The organism is Bordetella bronchiseptica (assembly GCF_900636925.1).
In the GTDB taxonomy this organism is placed as follows: domain Bacteria; phylum Pseudomonadota; class Gammaproteobacteria; order Burkholderiales; family Burkholderiaceae_B; genus Bordetella; species Bordetella pertussis.
Genome location: NZ_LR134326.1, coordinates 4,539,556 through 4,557,605, shown reverse-complemented (window position 1 = coordinate 4,557,605; position 18,050 = coordinate 4,539,556). Strand labels below are relative to the sequence as shown.

The window sequence follows — 18,050 nt, the reverse complement described above, 5'->3', positions numbered from 1 at the left end:
CTACAAGGAGATGCAGCATGAATTATCAGCTCAGCGAAGAGCAGCAGGCCATTGTCGACGCGGCGGAGAAGATCTGCGCGGACTTTCCGCATTCCTACTGGCGCGAGAAGGACAAGAAGCATGAGTTTCCCCATGAGTTCTTCGAGGCTGTCGCGAGCGGCGGCTGGCTGGGGATCTGCATGCCGGAGGAGGTGGGCGGGGCGAACCTGGGCGTGACCGAGGCCGCGCTGTTCATGCGCGTGGTGGCCGAATGCGGCGGACAGGCCGCGGCGTCGAGCATCCACATGAACATTTTCGGCCTGCAGCCGGTGGTGCATTTCGCCACGCAGGCCCAGAAGCAGGCCTGGCTGCCGCCCTTCGGCCGCGGCGAACACAAGGCGTGCTTCGCCGTCACCGAGCCAGATCCGGGGCTGGACACGACGAAGCTGAAGACCGTGGCCAGGAAGCAGCCCGACGGCAGCTACCTGATCACGGGGAAAAAGGTCTTCATCTCGACCGCGCAGGTGGCCGACCACATGCTGATCCTGGCCCGCACGACGCCGATCGAGGAAGTGAAGAAGCACAGCGAAGGGCTGAGCCTGTTCTACACCAAACTGGACCGCAACTACGTCGACATCCGGGAGATCGACAAGCTGGGCCGGGGGGCGGTGGATACGAACGAGTTGTTCATCGACAACCTGCCGGTAGCCAAGGATGCCCTGATCGGCGAAGAGGGCAAGGGGCTGTCCTATATCTTCCACGGCATGAACGCCGAACGCGTCCTGGTGGCGGCGGAGCAGGTCGGCATGGGCCGCGCCGTGCTGAAGCTGGCCACGCAGTACGCCAAGGAGCGCGTGGTGTTCGGCCGCCCCATCGGCAAGAACCAGGGAATCCAGCATCCCCTGGCGCGCAGCTGGGCCGAGCTGGAGGCCGCCAATCACATGATGCTTGCCGCGGCGGACCTGTACGACCGCGGAGAGTCCTGCGGATCGGAGGCCAATGCGGCCAAGCTGCTGGCGTCCGAGGCCTGCATGCAAGCGTGCCAGAATTCGATCCTGACGCACGGCGGCTACGGTTATGCGAAGGAGTACCACGTGGAGCGCTTCATGCGCGAGGCCTGGATCGGCTACATCGCGCCGGTTTCGCCGCAGCTGGTCTTGTCGAACATCGCCGAGCGCAAGCTGGGGCTGCCCAAGTCGTATTGAGCGGCGGGCGCGGATGTTCCCAATAATGGTTGCGGCGCCAACCCGGCCTTCGATGGCCGGGCCCCGACCGCACAGGGCTTGAGGAGACGGCCATGGCAGTAACAGGACCTTTGGAAGGTATACGCGTTCTTGATTTGACCGTGGCGCTGGCCGGCCCGTTGGGCTCGCTGCTGCTGGGCGGCCTGGGCGCCGAAGTGATCCGGGTCGAATCGCCGGGCGGCGGCGACATCGCGCGCAACAATCCGCCCTATGTCGGCAAGGACGGCATTCACTTCGGCGTCAGGCATGAGGACGAGGTGTCCTTGACCACGCTCAACCGGGCGCGCAACAAGAAAAGCGTCACCTTGAACCTGAAGACCGAGCAGGGCCGGGCGCTGTTCATGGAGCTGGCCAAGGAGTGCGATGTCCTGATCGAGAACGCCAGCGAGGGCACCACGGCCCGCCTGGGCGTGGATTATGAGAGCGTGCGCAAGGCCAACCCGAAGATCATCTACGCTTCGGTCAAGGCCTTCGGCGAGCCCAGCCCGTATCCCAAGCTCAAGGGCATGGATATCATCGTGCAGGCGCTGTCGGGCATCATGGACGTGACCGGCGTCGCCGATGGTCCGCCCACGCGCTGGGCGCTGCCGATTGCCGACATGGTCGCGCCCCTGTACGCGGTAAACGGGATTCTCGCCGCGCTGATCCATCGCGGCAAGACGGGCGAGGGGCAGTGCGTGCAGGTATCGATGCTCGATTGCCTGGCCTCGCTGGTGGCCGAAGAGCATTTCGACGTGTTCATGGCGCACGGCTATCCCAAGCGCTCGGGCAACTTCCACGACCGGCTCGTGCCGTTCGGGGTTTATGGCACCTCCGACGGCCATGTGGCGATGGTGGCCTTCCAGCCGGATTGGTTCGGCAGTCTCATGCAGGCCATCGGCAAGCCCGAGCTGGCCGAGGACCCGCGCTATGCCACGCGGGGGCCGCGGATGAAGCACGCGACCGAGATCAACGCCATGATCGAGGACTGGACGCGCCGCCATACCAGCGCCGAAGTCATACACGAGCTGCAGGAAAAGCGCGGCGTGCCGGCCGCGCCGGTGCGCTCGCCCCAGGAGGTGCTGCAGGATCCGGCATTGCGGCAACGCGGCGCGGTGGTCAAGCTGGAGCACCCGGGCCTGGCCAATATCGATGCCATGGGCATGGGCCTGCCCATCCAGTTTTCCGGCACGCCTTCCAGCTTCGGGCAACCCGCCCAGGAGCTCGGGACATCCAACAACGAGATCTACCAGGGCCTGCTCAAGCTGTCCGACGCCCAGCTCGACCAGTTGCGCGGCGCAGGGGTGATCTGAGATGGGCGATGCTGCGAAGGCCGGCCACCGTCCTGGCCCGCTTGCCGGCGTGAAGGTGGTCGAGATCGCGGGCATCGGCCCGGGGCCGCTGGCCGCCATGTTCCTGGCCGACCTGGGCGCCACGGTGATCCGCGTGGACCGCAAGCAGCCCTCCGGGCTGGGGGCGCCGCGTCCGGTGCAGTTCGACCTGGGCCTGCGCAACCGCAAGTCCATCCGCGTCGATCTCAAGGACCCGGCCGCCGTCGAGATGGTGCTGGAATTGCTGGGCCAGGCCGACGCCTTGATCGAGGGCTTCCGCCCGGGGGTGATGGAGCGCCTGGGCCTGGGGCCGGATGCGTGCCTGGCCCGCAACCCGCGCCTGGTCTATGGCCGGGTGACGGGCTGGGGGCAGGAGGGGCCGCTGGCCAAGGCGGCGGGCCACGATCTGAACTACATTTCCATCACGGGCGCCCTGCATGCCATGGGCCGGGCCGGGCAGGCGCCCACGCCGCCGCTGAACGTGCTGGGCGATTACGCGGGCGGCTCGCTGTACCTGGCCTTTGGCCTGCTGGCCGGCATACTGGAGGCGCGCGGGTCCGGCAAGGGCCAGGTGGTCGATGCCGCCATGGTGGATGGGGTCGCTTCGCTCATGACGGTGATCATGGGCATGCATGGCGCGGGCATGCACGGCAAGCAGCGCGGCACCAATCTGGTCGATACGGGCGCGCCCTGCTATGAGGTGTACGAATGCGCGGACGGCAAGTATGTGTCGGTGGCGCCCATCGAAGACAAGTTCTACCGGCTGTTGCTGGAGAAACTGCAGCTGCAGGATCATCCGCTGCTGCAGGAACAAATGGACCGCGCCGCGTGGCCGCAGGCCAAGCAGGTTCTGGCGGCCCGGTTCCGGGAGCGCACGCGCGATGAGTGGACCGAACTGCTGGGGGCGTCGGACGCCTGCCTGGCGCCGGTGCTGGATTTCGACGAGGCGCTCGCGCATCCGCATATCCGCCAGCGCGGCACGCTGACCGACATCGAGGGCGTGGTCCATCCCGCGCCGGGGCCGCGCTTTTCGCGCACCCCGGCGGGGCGGCCCGAGCCGCCCGCGCCGCTCAGTACCGGCAATGCCGTCGCCGCGTTGCGCGGCTGGCTGCCGGACGAACACATCCTCGCATACCAAGAAAGACAGACCTTTATCTAAGGAGACGATCATGACGATTGCGCGCACACTCTTCGGCGCCGCCGCGCTGGCCATGCTTGCCGTGCTGGCCAGCCCCGCCATGGGCGCGGATTTTCCCGATGGCAAACCCGTGCGCATCATCGTGCCGACCGGCGTGGGATCGGGCACGGACCTGACCGCGCGCCAGATCGCGGCCAGCATGGGCAAGGCATGGAGCGTTCCGGTCGTGGTCGAGAACAAGGCCGGCGCCAGCGGCATGATAGGCACGGAATTCGTGGCCAAGGCGACGCCCGACGGCTATACCTTGCTGGCCACCTATGCGCAGCACTACACCAATCAATTGGTGATGAAGACGCCCTACGATGCGGTCAAGGACTTCGAGCCCGTCGCCCGCGTCGCGAATTCGGCGCTGGTGATCTCCGTGTCGACGAGCTCCCCGTACAAGACCCTGGGCGACGTGATCGAGGCCGCCAGGAAGAAGCCGGGCGTCATTACCTATGGTTCGTCCGGCAATGGCACGACCTCGCACCTGGCCGCGACGCTGTTCGAGGAAATGACGAAGGTCAAGCTCAACCATATCCCGTACAAGGCGCCGGGCCAGGTGGCGCTGGACGCCGCATCGGGGCAGATCGACCTCAGCTTCAACGGCATGTCCTCGGTGTTGCCGCTGATCAAGGGCGGCCGCCTGCGCGCCCTGGCGGTAACCACCTTGCAGCGCTCGCAAAGCCTGCCCGATGTGCCGACGGTGGCCGAGTCGGGCTATCCCGGTTACGAGACGGCCTCGCCGATCTGGCTGTTCGTGCCGCGCGGCACGCCGCAGGCCGTCGTCGACAGACTGTCAGCAGGCGTTACCGCGGCCGCCGGCACGACCGAGTTCCAGGATTTGTGCCGGCAGCAGGGCCTGGAAGTGGACATCCAGGATGCCGCGACCGCCAAGGCGGCCGGCCCCGGAGAGCTGGAAAAATGGCGCAAGCTGATGAGCACGGCCGGCGCGCCGAAAGGCTGAGGAGGCGCGCGTGGCCGATCTCTGCGATATCGCGCAGCCCGCGCTGGACGCGGTGTGCGCCGAATGGAACCGCGCGGGCGCGCGTTGGGACGCCGACGGCCTGGCCGCCACGTATTGCGAGGACGGCCTGCTGTTTGGCGGACGTCCCGGCCACTACGTGGGGCGTGAGTCCATAAGGGCCTACTTCGCCACCTACGACGGCGTGATCCTCGCCGGCGGCATGACGCTGTCGGAGACGGCGCTGCGCACGCTGGGCGAGGATTGCATACTTGCCCAGGGCATGGTGTGTTTCGCGTTCACGCTGGCCGGCCAGGCGCAGACGCGGTCGACCCTGCGCGCCACCCTGGTGCTGCGGCGCGACGCGGGCCGCTGGCGCATCCTCCAACACCACTTTTCCTCCGAACCGGCGGCGCCGCCGCTGGGCCAGGACTGACCTTCCGGGAGTCGCATTCATGACCGCAGGCCACGCCGACATCGAAGCGCTGAAGCGCCTGAGCGCGGGGCGTTCCACCTGCCGCGCCTATCTGCCGCGCCAGGTACCGGAGGCGGTGATCCGCGACATCGTCGATGTGGCGCGGCGTACCGCCTCGTGGTGCAACACCCAGCCCTGGCAGCTGGTGGTTGCCTCGGGCGCGAGCACCGACCGTTTCCGCCTGGCCTTGATGGAGCAGGCGCGCCGGCATCCCGAGCTGGATTCCGATTTGCCGTTTCCGGCCGAGTACCGGGGCGTCTACCTGGATCGCCGGCGCAGGTCGGGCCTGCAGCTCTACGAGGCGCTGGGTATCGAGCGGGACGACAAGGCGCGCCGCGCGAGCCAGTCGTTCGAGAATTTCCGCCTGTTCGGCGCGCCCCATGTGGCGATCGTCACGGTCGCGCGGGAGCTGGGCGCGTATGGCGCGGTGGACGTGGGCGGCTTTGTCGGCGCGTTCCTGCTTGCCGCCCATGCCCACGGCGTCGCGACCACGCCCCAGGCCGCGCTGGCGATGCAGTCGGGATTCATCCGGCGGTATTTCGGCCTGGACGAAGGGCGCGCCGTGGTGTGCGGCATTTCGTTCGGCTACGCGGACCGCGCGCACCCCGTCAACGGATACCGTACCGAACGCGCGGGGCTGGACGACATCCTGCAAATGGTTTGATCCATCCGATGGCGATGACGCCGGAGAACCCAGCATGACATTGTTGATCGACAATCCCGCGCCCCATGTGCGGCGCCTGACGCTGAACCGCCCCGAGCGGATGAACGCCCTGGACGGACCGACGCTGCAAATGCTCAACGATGCGGTGCGCGAATGCGGCGCGGCCGCGGACGTGAAGGTCCTGGTTATCCGCGGCCAGGGGCGCGCCTTCTGCGCAGGCAATGACCTCAAGTGGCTGGCCGGCGGGGTGCTGGCCGACCGCGCGGCGCATATGCGCCACCAGGACCTGATGCAGGACACCTACGAGCGCCTGGAGTCCGCGCCGCAGATCGTGCTGGCCAGCGTCAACGGCTATGCCATGGCGGGCGGCTTCGAGCTGGCGCTGGCCTGCGACCTGATGATCGCGGATGCCCAGGCCCAGCTGGGCGACGAACACATCCGCCGCAATCTGTTGCCCAGCGGCGGCAGTTCCCAGCGCTTGCCGCGCAAGCTGGGCCTGCAGCGCGCCATGTACTACCTGGTGACGGGCAGGCGCATGACGGGCCAGGAGGCGGTCGAGCTGGGCCTGGCGGCGCAGGCCGTGCCCGCCGAGCAACTGGAGCGCGCCACGCTGGAGCTGGCCGGCGAAATTGCCCGGGCCGATGCGCTGGCGCTGGCGTCGATGAAAGAGATGGTGCGCAAATCGATGGAGCTGCCGCTGTCGGACGGACTGCGCCACGAACGCTGGATGCAGCATCGCTATCGGACCCAGTCGCCGTCGCTGGAGGCGGGCGTGGCGCGCTTTGCCGGCGGCCGCAAGGACGGTTGAGACTGGCCGCAACACCATCATGATGCCGCGCCTGGCGCGCGTTTCCAGGGTACGGAACAACCGCGCGGTCTGGATTGACCGGGTTCTGTCTCCACGCATCTAATGCGTACGGGCCAGGCGGCTTAGCCTTCACGAGCCCTTCCGAAGGAGACATCATGAAAACATCGTTTCACCTTGCGGTAACGCTTAAGAGCGGTTTCGCGATTGCCATGCTGGCGGCCGCCACCTTGAGCCATGCCGAGACCATCAAGCTGGGGATGTCGATTCCCCTGTCCGGCTCCGGCGCCAACTGGGGCAAAGGCTCCGAATGGCTGTGCGCGAAGGCAGCCGAAGAGATCAAGGCCGCGGGTGGCGTCAAGGTCCAGGGCAAGGTCTACGACTTCGAGTGCGTCGGCTACGACAACAAGTACAACGCCGCCGAAGGCGCCAAGGTCGCGCAGGCGCTGGTGTCGCGCGACGGCGTGAAGTACGTGGCGGGCAGCATCGGCGTGGCGCCGGTGCGCGCATTGCAGTCGTTGACCGAGCGCAGGGGTGTGCTGCTGTTCACCGCGGCCTGGGGCAATTCGATCAAGGGGCCGAAGTTTCCGCTGACCTTTACGCAGATGAACTCGGTCAATGAAATCTCCGAGCCCATGATCGCGCACGTCAAGAAGCTGCACCCGGAAATCAAGACCGTGGTGCTGCTCAACCCCAACGACGCGACGGGCCAGGAAACCGAGAAGGTGGCCAAGGCCGCCTGGGAAAAGAATGGCGTGAAAGTCCTGGCAAGCGATTGGTACGAACGCGGCACCAGCGAGTTCCAGCCCATCGCCGCCAAGCTGAATTCCCTCAAGCCCGATCTGGTCGACCTGGCTTCCACGCCGCCGGCCGACGCCGGCCTGGTGTTCCGGGAATTGAAAGCCTTGGGCTGGAACGGCGTGAAGGTGGTGGAAGTGGGCACGGGAGCCGATGGCTTGCTGGCGACCGGCAAGGATGCCGTCGATGGCACGTACCTGGGCGCCGCGGTGGCCGTGGATGGCTTGAGCGCGCACCAGAAAGCGCTGAACGACGGCGTGAAGAAGGTCACCGGCGAGAACATCAACTCGGTGCAGATCGGCTTCTACGACTCGGTGTACGCGATCAAGGCGGCGATGGAAAAGGCCCAGAGCGTCGACCCGCAACAGGTCGCCAAGGTCATGCCCGACGTCAAGTTCCAGTCCTTCTTCGGCGAGGTCGATTTCGGTGGCAAGAGCGTCTACGGCAGCGACCAGCAGATGCAATTGCCCGTCATCATTACCCAGATCTCCGGGACCGCGCTGAAGGAAGTCGGCCGCGTGCAGAAATAAGCCAGGAGCCACGCTCATGCAGGACAACCTCCAGTTGCTGTTCACGGCGCTGCAGATCAGCTCGGTGTACATACTTTTCTCGCTCGGGCTGACGATCATCTTCGGCGTGCTCAAGGTCGTGAACTTCGCTCACGGCCAGTTCTTCACCTTTTCGGCACTGGTGTTGTCGCTGGCGCTTTCCTGGCTGGCTCCGCATGTGGGCAATCCATTCGTGGTTTACCTGCTTGCGGGCCTGGCCGGACTGGCAGCCTGCCTGCTGTTCGGGCTGGTGCTGTACCAGTTCGGCTTCAAGCGGCTGGAGCGCGACATGATCGGATCCTTCATCCTGTCGGCCGGCCTGGTGCTGTTCTTCGAAGGCCTCATGCTGGAGATATTCGGCGGTGCGGTACGCCCCGTTCCCGCGCTGATCGACGGCAACGTCGACCTGTTGGGCCTGTCGGTCTCGAAACAGCGCCTGGTGCTGTTCGCGTTCGCCGTGGCGCTGACGACCCTCATCATCACGCTGCTTCGAAGCACCAAGTTCGGCAAGGCGCTGCGCGCCGTGGCCATCGACCACGAGGCGGCGATGCTGCAGGGCATCGCCTATCGCAAGATCGCGCTCTATGGCTTTCTGATCGCGACCGGCGTGGCGGCCATCGCCGGCATGCTGATCGCGCCGGTGGCGGCGGTCACGCCCACGCTGGGCGATTCGTACCTGGTCAAGGGTTTCATCGCCGTGGTGGTGGGCGGAATGGGCAGCATCGTCGGGGCCATCTTCGGCAGTCTGCTGATCGCGCTTCTGGAATCATTCATCGGGTTTTACTTCGACCCTTCGGCGGCCAACCTGACCATCTTCGTCATCGTGATGCTGGTACTGCTGATCAAGCCCAAGGGGTTCTTCGGCAATGACTAAACGCAAAGACCTCGTATTCATCCTGTTCATCGCCGCGGTGCTGGTCGGCTGCATCGCGCTGGGCAGCGGCTATATCGGCAACCTGGTGGTGTGGATGAGCGTTGCCGCCGTCATGGCGACCAGCCTGCGCTTCGTGCTGTTGATCGGCGAACTGAATTTCGCCACGGCGGCCTTCTTCGGCATCGGCGCGTACTGCACCGGCTATATCGCCAACTACCTGGACCTGCCGTTCTTCCTGATCCTGGCCCTGAGCGCGCTGCTCGCGCTGGCGGTGAGCGTGGTGTTCGGCTGCATCACGCTCAAGGTGAAGGGGCCGTACTTCCTGCTGATCGGCTTTGCGTTCACCGAGGCCTTGCGGATTCTCTACACCCGCACCGACGTGCTGGGCGGGAACTCGGGCCTGGTGGGCATTTTCCCGCCGATCTGGCTCGAAGCGCACTACCACTATTTCGCGACGGTATTGTGCTTCGCGCTGATCGTGGCGTTGCTGTTCGTGGAGCGCTCGAACCTGGGCAAGGTCTTCGTCGCCATCCGCGACAACGAGAACGTGGTGCGCAGCCTGGGCATTCCGGTCTTCATGACCAAGGTGCTGTGCTTCGCGGTCGCATCGGCGGTGGCCGGCCTGGCGGGTTCGGTGCATGCCTATGCGAGCAATGTCATCAGTCCGCTGGATTTCGGCTTCATGCTCTCCACCTTCGCCCTGGCCTATCTCAAGGTGGGCGGCGAGGACAGCCCGCTGGGGCCCATCATCGGGGCGGTGCTGCTCGTGGGGATCGCCAGCTATGCGCAGACCCTCGGAGGCAACGAGCACATTCTCTACGGCCTGGCCATCATTGTGTCGGTGCTGTTCATGCCCAAGGGCCTGATGGGCCTGTTCAAGAGTCGCTGAGAGGACCGCATGCAGACAGGATCAATGCTGCTCACGGGGCAGAATCTTTCGAAGCAGTTCAAGGGCCTCCTGGCGGTATCCGGCGTCGACATCCGGATCGCGCGGGGGGAGATCGTCGGCCTGATCGGGCCCAATGGGGCGGGCAAGAGCACGACGTTCAACCTGCTTTCCGGCTTTCTCAGGCCCACTTCGGGCAGCCTGGAGATCGCCGGCGCGGATATGTCCAAGGCCAAGCCGGAACGCATCAGCAGGCAGGGCCTGGTGCGCACCTTCCAGCACGGCAGCTATCTGCCGTCCATGTCCGTGCGCGACAACGTGCTCATCGGCTGCCTGGGCGGCCGGCGCACCGGCCGCGTGGCCGCAAGCGAGCAGGAACAGGTCATCGCGCAGGCCATTGCGCTGTTCGGCCTGGCCGGGCACGAGAACGATATTGCCCGCAACCTGCCGCACGGCCTGCAGCGCCTGGTGAGCATGGCCATGGCATTCGCGGCGCGGCCCTCCCTGCTGTGCCTGGACGAGCCGCTGACCGGCTTGAACCAGACCGAGGTGGCCGAGACGCTGGGTGTCTACCGGCGGCTCAAGTCCGAGTACGCCATGTCCATTCTGCTGGTCGAGCACAATATGCGCGCGGTGATGAATATCTGCGATCGAATCTACGTCCTGCACCACGGGGAAATCATCTTCAGCGGCACGCCGGACGAGGTGAAGGCCAGCGAGACGGTGCTCAAGGCTTACCTGGGGGAAGCGCATGGCCTCTGAGAATACCTTGACGGTGCGCAAGCTGTCGGTCAGCTACGGAACCGTTCCCGCCATCATCGACGTGGACCTGGAGGTCAAGGGCGGCAGCATCGTCAGCCTGATCGGCGCCAATGGCGCCGGCAAGTCGACGCTGATCAAGGCCATTACCGGGCTGGTCAAGGTGGCCGGGGGCGAGATCCACTATGGCGGCAAGCCGCTTGCCAACCGCGAACCCAACGTCATTCTCGGGCACGGCGTCGCGCTGGTGCCCGAAGGCCGGCGCCTGTTCGGCAGCATGACGGTGCGCGAGAACCTCGAGATGGGCGCCTACCGGATCGACGACGCGCGCAGGAGGGCCGAGCTGCTGGCGACCTGCCTGCATTATTTCCCCGACCTCGAGGCCAAGCTGCCCAGCCCGGCGAACGCGTTGTCCGGCGGACAGCAGCAAATGGTGGCCGTCGCCCGCGCGCTGATGAGCGCGCCCAGCATGCTGCTGCTGGACGAGCCCACGATCGGCCTTGCGCCGGCCTTCGTCAATGTCATCAGCAAAGTGGTGCGCGACATCAACCAGCAGGGCGTGAGCGTATTGCTGGTGGAGCAGAACGCCGAGGTCGCGCTGCGCGTGAGCGACTACAGCTATGTGCTGGAATCGGGGACGGTCGTCAAGCACGGCCCCGCCGAGGTGTTCCTCAACGACCCGGATATCAAGAAGGCGTATCTGGGCCTTTGAGGCGTGGCGGTGGCTCAGGTGATGGACCGCGCCGCGAGGTGGCCCTCGCGGATCGCGGGCTGGATATCGCGCGCCGACAGCGCGTCGCCCACGATATGCAGTTGCGGCACGCGTTCGCGCAGCGCTGCCCAGACTTCGTTCTGCGACTGCCGGTAGCCGGCCAGCACGACCGTCTCGGCGGCCACGGTCTCGGTGCGCTCGCCATACAGGGAGCGGATCTGCGCGCTGCCGCGCTCGATCGATACCAGCGCCGACTGCGTCACGATGCGGAAATTGCCCGCCTTGTAGAAGCGCTGCAGGGCCGCCTGCGTACGCCCGGTGCCTTCGACGGCCGGGGCGAACATCTGGTGGCGCGTCACATAGGTGACCTCGGCGCCGGCCTCGATCAGCGCTTCGCAGCAGCCTATGGCTTCGTAATGCCCGACGTCGTCGAACACCAGCGCGGTCTTGCCGAAATCGCCGCGGCTTTCCATGCCCAGTTCGAACGAGGTCAGCACGCGCGCGTCCGGCGCGATGGCCAGCGCTGCGGCCGGGTCGGCCGTCTGGCGGAACTCGCCGGCATCGACGGGTTGCGAGCCGGTCGCGACGATGACGACCTCGGGCTGTTCGGCCAGGACTTCGTCGGCTTCCACGTAGGTCGCAAGCCGAACGTCCACGCCCAGGCGATAGATTTCGCTTTCCAGCCAGATGGCGATGTCGCCGATCAGGTGCAGCTTGGGCAGGTGCCTGGCGGTGTTGAGCAGCCCGCCCAGGTCCGAAGCGGCCTCGATGAGGGTGACGCGATGGCCCATGAGCCGGGCCACCCGCGCGGCCTCCATGCCGGCCACGCCGCCGCCGACCACCACCACCTTGCGGGGCTGCGCGGCCGCGACGATGAGGTCTTCGGCCAGCCGGCGCTCGTCGCCGACCGCGGCGTTCACCGCGCAGCGCATGCGGCCGGTGAACACGCCGCCGATACAGCCCTGGTTGCAGCTGATGCAGGGGCGCACTTCGGTGCCTCGGCCGTCACGGGCCTTGGCGACCAGCATCGGGTCCGCGATCATGCCGCGCACGATGCTGATCATCTCGGCATGGCCTTCCTTGAGGGCCTGCTCGGCATCGTCGAGCGTGGCGTAGCGGCCCACGATGATGCGCGGTACGGTAATGCCCTGGCTGACGTGGTCGCTGGCGGGCAGCTGGTAGCCGACGGGGCGGTCCATGCCGGCATAGCGCTCGACGTGGAAGTAGTAGTCGCCATGGGTGATGTTCACGAAGTCGATCAGGCCTTCGGCCTGGGCGCGCAAGGCGATGGCGTTGACGTCGTCGGTGGAGAGGATGCGGGCGTCGGTGCTGCCGCCGATGCGCATGCCCAGGGCGAAATCGGGCGAGGTCGCCGCGCGGATGGCGCGCAGCGTTTCCAGCAAGGCCCGGATGCGGTTGTCGAAGCTGCCGCCGTAGGCATCGTCGCGCTGGTTGAGCACCGGCGAGAAGAACTGCGAGAACAGGTAGCCGGCGCCGGCCAGCACTTCCACGCCATGCAGGCCGGCCGCCTGCATGCGGGCGGCCGCCTTGCCGTAGGCCTCGACCAGTTCGCCGATCTGCTCGGTCGTCATCGGAATCGGCGGCGCCACCGAGTAACGTCCGGGCAGCGGGCCGACCGCCCAGGGCAGGCCGCCATCGGCGGCCGGGTCGGTATAGCCGCCGTGCCAGAGCTGCGTGAACAGTTTCATGCCGGTCGGCGCGATCGCGTCGGCCAGGCGGCGCATGGGAGCGATCGCGCCGTCGTCGGCCGCGCTCAGCGAGAACGTGGACGAAGGATGGACCGAGGTGCTTTCAAGAATGGAAAGCCCGGCGCCGCCCTTGGCCCGCTCCAGGTGGTAGGCGATCAGGTCGTCGTTGACATAGCCCTGGGCCAGCCGGGTGGCGTGCGCGGTGCGCACGATCCGGTTGGGAATCTCGACGCCGCCGATGCGCAGCGGCGAGAAAATGCGTCGGTACATGCTCATGCCACGGATCGCTTGGACGAGATGCCGCCGTCCACGGTGACGATGGTTCCGCTGGTATAGGCCGAGCGCGGCGACGCCAGGTAGACGAACAGGTCGGCGACCTCCGCGACCGTGGCGGTGCGGCCCAGCGGATAGCCGGCCAGCAGTTCGTCCGAGCGCTGTTCGTCGCCCAGCAGGCGGGCGGCGTGGCTCCTGAGGACCTTGGCGATGCGTTCGGTGGCCACCGGCCCGGGGTTTACGCCGATGACCCGGATGCCGTCTTCCAGGCTGCGGCCGCCCAGGGCGCAGGTAAACGCCATCAGCGCCGCATTGCCGGTCGAGCCGGCGATATAGTTGAAGTCGGGGTTCTGGCCGCCGTTGCCGATGTTGTTGAGGATGACGCCATGGCCACGGGCCTTCATGCGCGGATAGACCGCCCGCGCCAGATCGATGTAGCCGAAGACTTTCAGCTCCCAGCCCTGGCGCCAGGCCGGCGCGTCCACGTCCCAGAGATTGCCGCCGGGAATGGCGCCGGCGTTGTTGACCAGCACATCGATATCGCCGGCGAAGGCGGCGACCTGGTCGACCGCGCCGGGTTGCGTCATGTCCAGCGGCAGCACGTCCACCTGCACGCCGTGGCGGCCGCGCAGATCCTGCGCCAGCGCCTGCAGCTTGTCCGCCGAGCGGGCGGTCAGCGCGAGGTGGCAGCCCTCGGCCGCGAAGGCTTGCGCCAGTCCGGCACCGATGCCTTGCGAGGCGCCGGTGATCAGTACGCGCTGCCCTGCGATTTTCATGTCCATGTCTTTCTCCCTGGTATACGGGAATTAGATCGGCGGCGCCGCCGATTATCAATGCGCCCGTGCCTTGTGTTCCGTACTTCGGGAGGGTGCCGCAAGCGCCATGCGGCGCCTTTTGCATCGGCCGCGGTGCTGATGTACGGAACAAGCCGTCGCCGGTGATTGCCGCCATCGCAGCCGGTGGCAATATTCGCAGCCAGACTGACGGCAAGCTGCCCGGCCGGTATTGGCAACGCGGGTTCGGCGGCATGCGAAGTCGGCGCCTTTCCACCTATCGGAGACAGACTCGATGATCAACCGCCGTTTTTTCTGCCTGGCTATCGTCAGCGCGGCCTTGCCCATGTGGGCGCAAGCCGCTTCCTATCCCAACCAGCCCGTGCGCGTCATTGTCAGCAATGCGCCCGGCACCGGCACCGATATCACGGCCCGCTTCCTGGCCAACCAGGTCGCGGGCAAGCTGGGCCAGCCGACGGTGGTCGAGAACAAGGCCGGCGCGGGCGGCGTGCTGGCCACCGATTTCGTGGCCAGGACCGAACCGGACGGCTACACCGTCCTGTTTTCCACCGGCGCGCACTTCATGCTGCCCGCGATCTACAGCAAGCTGAACTTCGACGCCAAGGCGGATTTCGTACCGGTGGGCGTCTTCGCCCAGTCGCCCATGGTGGTTTTCGTGCCGGCGGACTCGCCTTTCCGGAGCATCGAGGATCTGGTCGCGGCAGCCAGGAAGGCCCCGGACACCATCAGCTATTCCTCGCCGGGAGTGGGCACCTCGTCGCACCTGGCCGCGGTGATGATGTTCAACCAGGCCAAGGTCGACCTGCGCCATATTCCGTACAAATCGGCCTCGCAGGCGGCGATGGAAGTGGCTTCGGGCCAGGCCCAGGTCGGCATCAATGGCACGGGCGTGACGCTCCCCTTGCTACAGGCGGGAAAAATCCGCATCCTGGCGGTAACCAGCCTCAAGCGCTCCGCGTCCTTGCCCGAGGTTCCCACGCTGGATGAATCCGGCCTGAAGGGCTACGACTTCGTCGCGCCCATTCTCGCGCTGGTGCGCGCGGGCACGCCCGCGCCCATCGTGCAGACCCTGGGCGACGCCTTCACGGCGGCGGCGGCGCAGCCGGAGTTCAAGGAGCTGTGCTTGAAGCAGGGGCTGGATGTGGCCATCCAGGGGCCGGCCGAACTCAAGGTTTCGGCTCCCAAGGAGTTCGACAAGGCCAGGCGCCTGTCCGAACTGGCAGGCGTGCAGGCTCGCTGAACAGGAAAACAATGGAAAAGCGCCTTTTGATCGATCGTTTGCAGGGCCTGCTGAGAGCGGGGGATGCGTTGTGGTGGGGGCAGGCGACCGCCGAGCCGCTCACGCTGACGCGGGCAGTCACCGAGCATCGCCATGCCCTGGCGCACGGCGGGCGGCTGAAAGTATTCGTCGGCATAGGCGCGTCCGACACGCTGCATCCCGGCCTGGCCGACGCGATCGATTTCTTCGGCTACACGGCCAGCGGTACGCACCGCAAGCTGGCCCAGGCGGGCGTGCTGGACATCGTGCCCAGCCATTACTCCCAGTTGCCGGCGCTGATTCGCGCCGGCGTCCTGCCGGCCGACGTGGTGTTGCTGCAGGTGTCGCCGCCGGACGAAGACGGCCGCTACAGCCTGGGCCTGGTGCATGAGTACCTGACCGCCGCGCTGCAGCGCGCGCGCGTGGTGATCGCCGAGGTCAGCCCCGAGATCCCCTGGACCCACGGCAGCGTCCACCTGCGGGCCGGCGATTTCGACTTGCTGGTGGACGCGGCGCATCCCCCCCTGGATGCCGCCAGCGCCGAGCCTGGTCCGGTGGAGCGGGCGATCGCGGGCCATATCGCGGCCCACGTGCAGGATGGATCCACCTTGCAGGTGGGCATAGGCAAGCTGCCCGAGGCGGTATTGTCCGCGCTGTACGACCGGCGCGACCTGGGCTTGCACACCGGGGCGGCCGGCGACGGCATCGTGGCGCTGGCCGAGGCGGGCGCGCTCACCAATGCGCGCAAGGGCCGCGACGAAGGCGTGGGCGTCGCGGGGGTGCTGACCGGCGGGGCGCGCCTGCGCAAGTGGGCGCATCGCAACCCGCGGCTCATGCTGCAGGGTACCGATTACACACACGACCCGCAGGTGCTGGCCAGCCTGAACCAGCTGGTCGCCATCAACTCGGCCGTCGAGGTGGACCTGACCGGGCAGGTCAACGCCGAGGTGGCGGGCGGGGTCTACGTGGGGGCCCTGGGCGGCGCGGTGGATTTCCTGCGCGGCGCCGCGCGCAGCAAGGGAGGCGTTCCCATCGTGGCCTTGCCGGCCACGGCCAAGGGCAGCACGCGCATCGTGGCGCAGCTGTCGGGGCCCGTGAGCACGCCGCGCTGCGATGCGGGTTTGATCGTCACCGAGCACGGCGTGGCCGATTTGCGTGGACTGTCCTTGTCGCGCCGGGTGCGATGCATGCTGGATATCGCCGCGCCCGAGCATCGCGCCGAGCTGGAGCGCCAGGCGCACGAGGCCCTGGCCCGTTGCGGCGCCGCTTTCGCATGAGCGGGCGGCATCCATGGCAAGCGAGGTGAACCGGGAAATGGCCGAACGCATCCATGAGTTGCTGGACCGCTGGTTGATCGAGGCGCCGCAGCGCGCCTTTATCCACCTGCCGGACCGGACCCTGAGCTACGCCGACCTGGGCGGCATGGCCGAGCGGCTGGAGCGCGAATTGCGCGCCGATGGCGTGCGCGCGGGCGACCGCGTGCTGGTGGTGGCCGAGAACTGCGCCGAGCACGCGGCGCTGCTGGTGGCTTGCAGCCGCGTGGGGGCATGGTCCTGTGGCGTCAACGCGCGCATGGCGCAGGGCGAGGTCGAGGCCTACGCCGCCAAGGCCGACGCGCGGGTGACCTACTTTACCGCCGGCGTTTCGCAGGCCGCCGCGGCCCATGCCGTGCGCCACGACGTGCGGCCGTCGTGCATAGACGGCCTGGCGCGTTCGGCGCTGCGCGCCGAGGCGGTGGCCGAAACCGGCCCGCTGGCCGGCGAGGTGGCGGCCATCATCTTCACGTCGGGCACGACCGGTACGCCCAAGGGCGTCATGATGACCCACCGCGGGGTGCTGCACTTTGCCCGCGTTTCGGCCGAATCGCGCGCCCTGGATGCGCGCGACAAGGTCTACGCGTACGCGCCCATGACCCACATTTTCGGGCTGGGCACGGTATTGCTGGCGTCGCTGCATGCCGGCGCCGCGCTGGAAATGCGTCCGCAGTTCGATCCGGCGGAGCTCTTCGATGCGCTGGCGCATCGGGGCGTGAGCCAGGTGCAGGGGCCGCCGGCGCTGTTCGCCCGGCTGCTGCAGTATTGCGCCGAGCACGGCATCGCGCGGCCCGAGGCGCCGCGGCTGCGTTACCTGTACGCGGGCGCCGGACCGCTGGACATGGCGCTCAAGCGCAAGGTCGAGGCCGTATTCGGGCAGACCCTGCACCATGGCTATGGCCTGTCGGAGTACGCGGGGTCGCTGCATGCCACGCGCCTGGGCGAGTCGCGCGCCGACACCAGTTCCGGCTATGCCTTCGCCGGCGCGCAGCTGCGCATCGTCGATCCGGCCACGGGCCATGCGTTGCCCGCGGGCGAGCGCGGCGAGATCTGGCTGCGCGGCGTGGGCCTGATGCCGGGCTACTTCCGCGACGCCCAGGCCACGGCCGAAGCGATGCGCGACGGCGGCTGGTACGCCAGCGGCGACCTGGGCGAGCTGCATGCCGACGGGGCGTTGTTCGTCGTCGGCCGCATCAAGGAAATGATCATCCGTTCGGGTTTCAACGTCTATCCCGCCGAAGTCGAACAGGCGCTCAACGGCTTTGCGGGCATTCTGCGCTCGGCGGTGGTGGGGCAGAAGGAAGCCGATGGCAACGAGGCCGTGATTGCCTTCGTGGTAGAGGATCGGGCCAACCCGCCCGACATGGCGGCCTTGCGGCAGCATCTGCGCACGCAGCTGGCGCCCTACAAGCGGCCCGCGCGCATCATCGCCATCGACGAGCTGCCGGTGAGCGCGAATGGAAAATTGCAGCGCCGACGCCTGTTGGAGCAGTTGTAGCCCCTGCGCG

Annotated in this window: 17 protein-coding genes; 15 read left to right on the top strand and 2 right to left on the bottom strand. The window is 67.2% G+C overall.

Annotated features, from left to right (window positions below):
- The first annotated feature begins 17 nt into the window (after nucleotides 1-17).
- From EL288_RS21260 to EL288_RS21205, 12 genes are all read left to right on the top strand, one after another.
- Nucleotides 18-1,184: an acyl-CoA dehydrogenase family protein gene (locus EL288_RS21260; RefSeq protein ID WP_003807965.1), complete on the top strand. Its 1,167-nt coding sequence runs from the start codon at nucleotides 18-20 to the stop codon at nucleotides 1,182-1,184.
- A 92-nt stretch (nucleotides 1,185-1,276) separates the two neighbouring features.
- Nucleotides 1,277-2,515 (top strand): CaiB/BaiF CoA transferase family protein, encoded by a 1,239-nt coding sequence (locus EL288_RS21255; protein ID WP_033458386.1) that lies wholly within the window; start codon nucleotides 1,277-1,279, stop codon nucleotides 2,513-2,515.
- 1 nt (nucleotide 2,516) lies between these two features.
- Complete coding sequence (locus EL288_RS21250; protein ID WP_003807967.1) at nucleotides 2,517-3,692, top strand: CaiB/BaiF CoA transferase family protein; 1,176 nt, start codon at nucleotides 2,517-2,519, stop codon at nucleotides 3,690-3,692.
- 10 nt (nucleotides 3,693-3,702) lie between these two features.
- A complete protein-coding gene (locus EL288_RS21245) occupies nucleotides 3,703-4,677 on the top strand; it encodes a Bug family tripartite tricarboxylate transporter substrate binding protein (RefSeq protein ID WP_033453682.1) in 975 nt (324 codons plus the stop codon).
- A 10-nt stretch (nucleotides 4,678-4,687) separates the two neighbouring features.
- Nucleotides 4,688-5,110 (top strand): YybH family protein, encoded by a 423-nt coding sequence (locus EL288_RS21240; protein WP_003807970.1) that lies wholly within the window; start codon nucleotides 4,688-4,690, stop codon nucleotides 5,108-5,110.
- A gap of 19 nt (nucleotides 5,111-5,129) precedes the next feature.
- The gene (locus tag EL288_RS21235; protein ID WP_033458385.1) at nucleotides 5,130-5,813 is read left to right on the top strand and encodes a nitroreductase; all 684 of its coding nucleotides are present in this window, start codon (nucleotides 5,130-5,132) and stop codon (nucleotides 5,811-5,813) included.
- 34 nt (nucleotides 5,814-5,847) lie between these two features.
- Complete coding sequence (locus tag EL288_RS21230) at nucleotides 5,848-6,621, top strand: enoyl-CoA hydratase/isomerase family protein (RefSeq protein ID WP_003807972.1); 774 nt, start codon at nucleotides 5,848-5,850, stop codon at nucleotides 6,619-6,621.
- Between the two features lie 155 nt (nucleotides 6,622-6,776).
- Nucleotides 6,777-7,946 carry an ABC transporter substrate-binding protein gene (locus tag EL288_RS21225; RefSeq protein ID WP_003807973.1) on the top strand — a complete coding sequence of 390 codons (1,170 nt, stop codon included), beginning with the start codon at nucleotides 6,777-6,779 and terminating at the stop codon, nucleotides 7,944-7,946.
- A 16-nt stretch (nucleotides 7,947-7,962) separates the two neighbouring features.
- Nucleotides 7,963-8,838 (top strand): branched-chain amino acid ABC transporter permease, encoded by an 876-nt coding sequence (locus tag EL288_RS21220; RefSeq protein ID WP_033458383.1) that lies wholly within the window; start codon nucleotides 7,963-7,965, stop codon nucleotides 8,836-8,838.
- Nucleotides 8,831-9,727 carry a branched-chain amino acid ABC transporter permease gene (locus tag EL288_RS21215; RefSeq protein ID WP_033458381.1) on the top strand — a complete coding sequence of 299 codons (897 nt, stop codon included), beginning with the start codon at nucleotides 8,831-8,833 and terminating at the stop codon, nucleotides 9,725-9,727. The genes EL288_RS21220 and EL288_RS21215 overlap by 8 nt, the downstream gene beginning before the upstream one ends.
- Before the next feature lie 9 nt (nucleotides 9,728-9,736).
- Nucleotides 9,737-10,486, top strand: a complete 750-nt coding sequence (locus EL288_RS21210) for an ABC transporter ATP-binding protein (protein ID WP_003807977.1) — start codon at nucleotides 9,737-9,739, stop codon at nucleotides 10,484-10,486.
- Complete coding sequence (locus tag EL288_RS21205) at nucleotides 10,476-11,195, top strand: ABC transporter ATP-binding protein (protein WP_003807978.1); 720 nt, start codon at nucleotides 10,476-10,478, stop codon at nucleotides 11,193-11,195. Before EL288_RS21210 ends, EL288_RS21205 begins: the two co-directional genes overlap by 11 nt.
- Nucleotides 11,196-11,209: 14 nt before the next feature.
- Here EL288_RS21205 and EL288_RS21200 read toward each other — a convergent pair whose 3' ends face one another.
- Together EL288_RS21200 and EL288_RS21195 are read right to left on the bottom strand one after the other, a co-directional pair.
- On the bottom strand, nucleotides 11,210-13,180 hold the full coding sequence (locus EL288_RS21200; protein ID WP_033458378.1) for an oxidoreductase: 1,971 nt from the start codon (nucleotides 13,178-13,180) through the stop codon (nucleotides 11,210-11,212).
- Nucleotides 13,177-13,959: an SDR family oxidoreductase gene (locus EL288_RS21195; RefSeq protein ID WP_003807981.1), complete on the bottom strand. Its 783-nt coding sequence runs from the start codon at nucleotides 13,957-13,959 to the stop codon at nucleotides 13,177-13,179. Before EL288_RS21195 ends, EL288_RS21200 begins: the two co-directional genes overlap by 4 nt.
- A gap of 286 nt (nucleotides 13,960-14,245) precedes the next feature.
- On the opposite strand from EL288_RS21195, the gene EL288_RS21190 reads away from it, so the two are divergent.
- The 3 genes from EL288_RS21190 to EL288_RS21180 are packed head-to-tail and all read left to right on the top strand — an operon-like array spanning nucleotide 14,246 to nucleotide 18,040.
- Nucleotides 14,246-15,211, top strand: coding sequence for a Bug family tripartite tricarboxylate transporter substrate binding protein (locus EL288_RS21190; protein WP_003807982.1), 966 nt, complete (start codon nucleotides 14,246-14,248; stop codon nucleotides 15,209-15,211).
- 11 nt (nucleotides 15,212-15,222) lie between these two features.
- Nucleotides 15,223-16,506 carry an acetyl-CoA hydrolase/transferase family protein gene (locus EL288_RS21185; RefSeq protein ID WP_033457355.1) on the top strand — a complete coding sequence of 428 codons (1,284 nt, stop codon included), beginning with the start codon at nucleotides 15,223-15,225 and terminating at the stop codon, nucleotides 16,504-16,506.
- Between the two features lie 13 nt (nucleotides 16,507-16,519).
- The gene (locus EL288_RS21180) at nucleotides 16,520-18,040 is read left to right on the top strand and encodes a class I adenylate-forming enzyme family protein (RefSeq protein WP_003807985.1); all 1,521 of its coding nucleotides are present in this window, start codon (nucleotides 16,520-16,522) and stop codon (nucleotides 18,038-18,040) included.
- The last annotated feature ends 10 nt before the right edge of the window (nucleotides 18,041-18,050 follow it).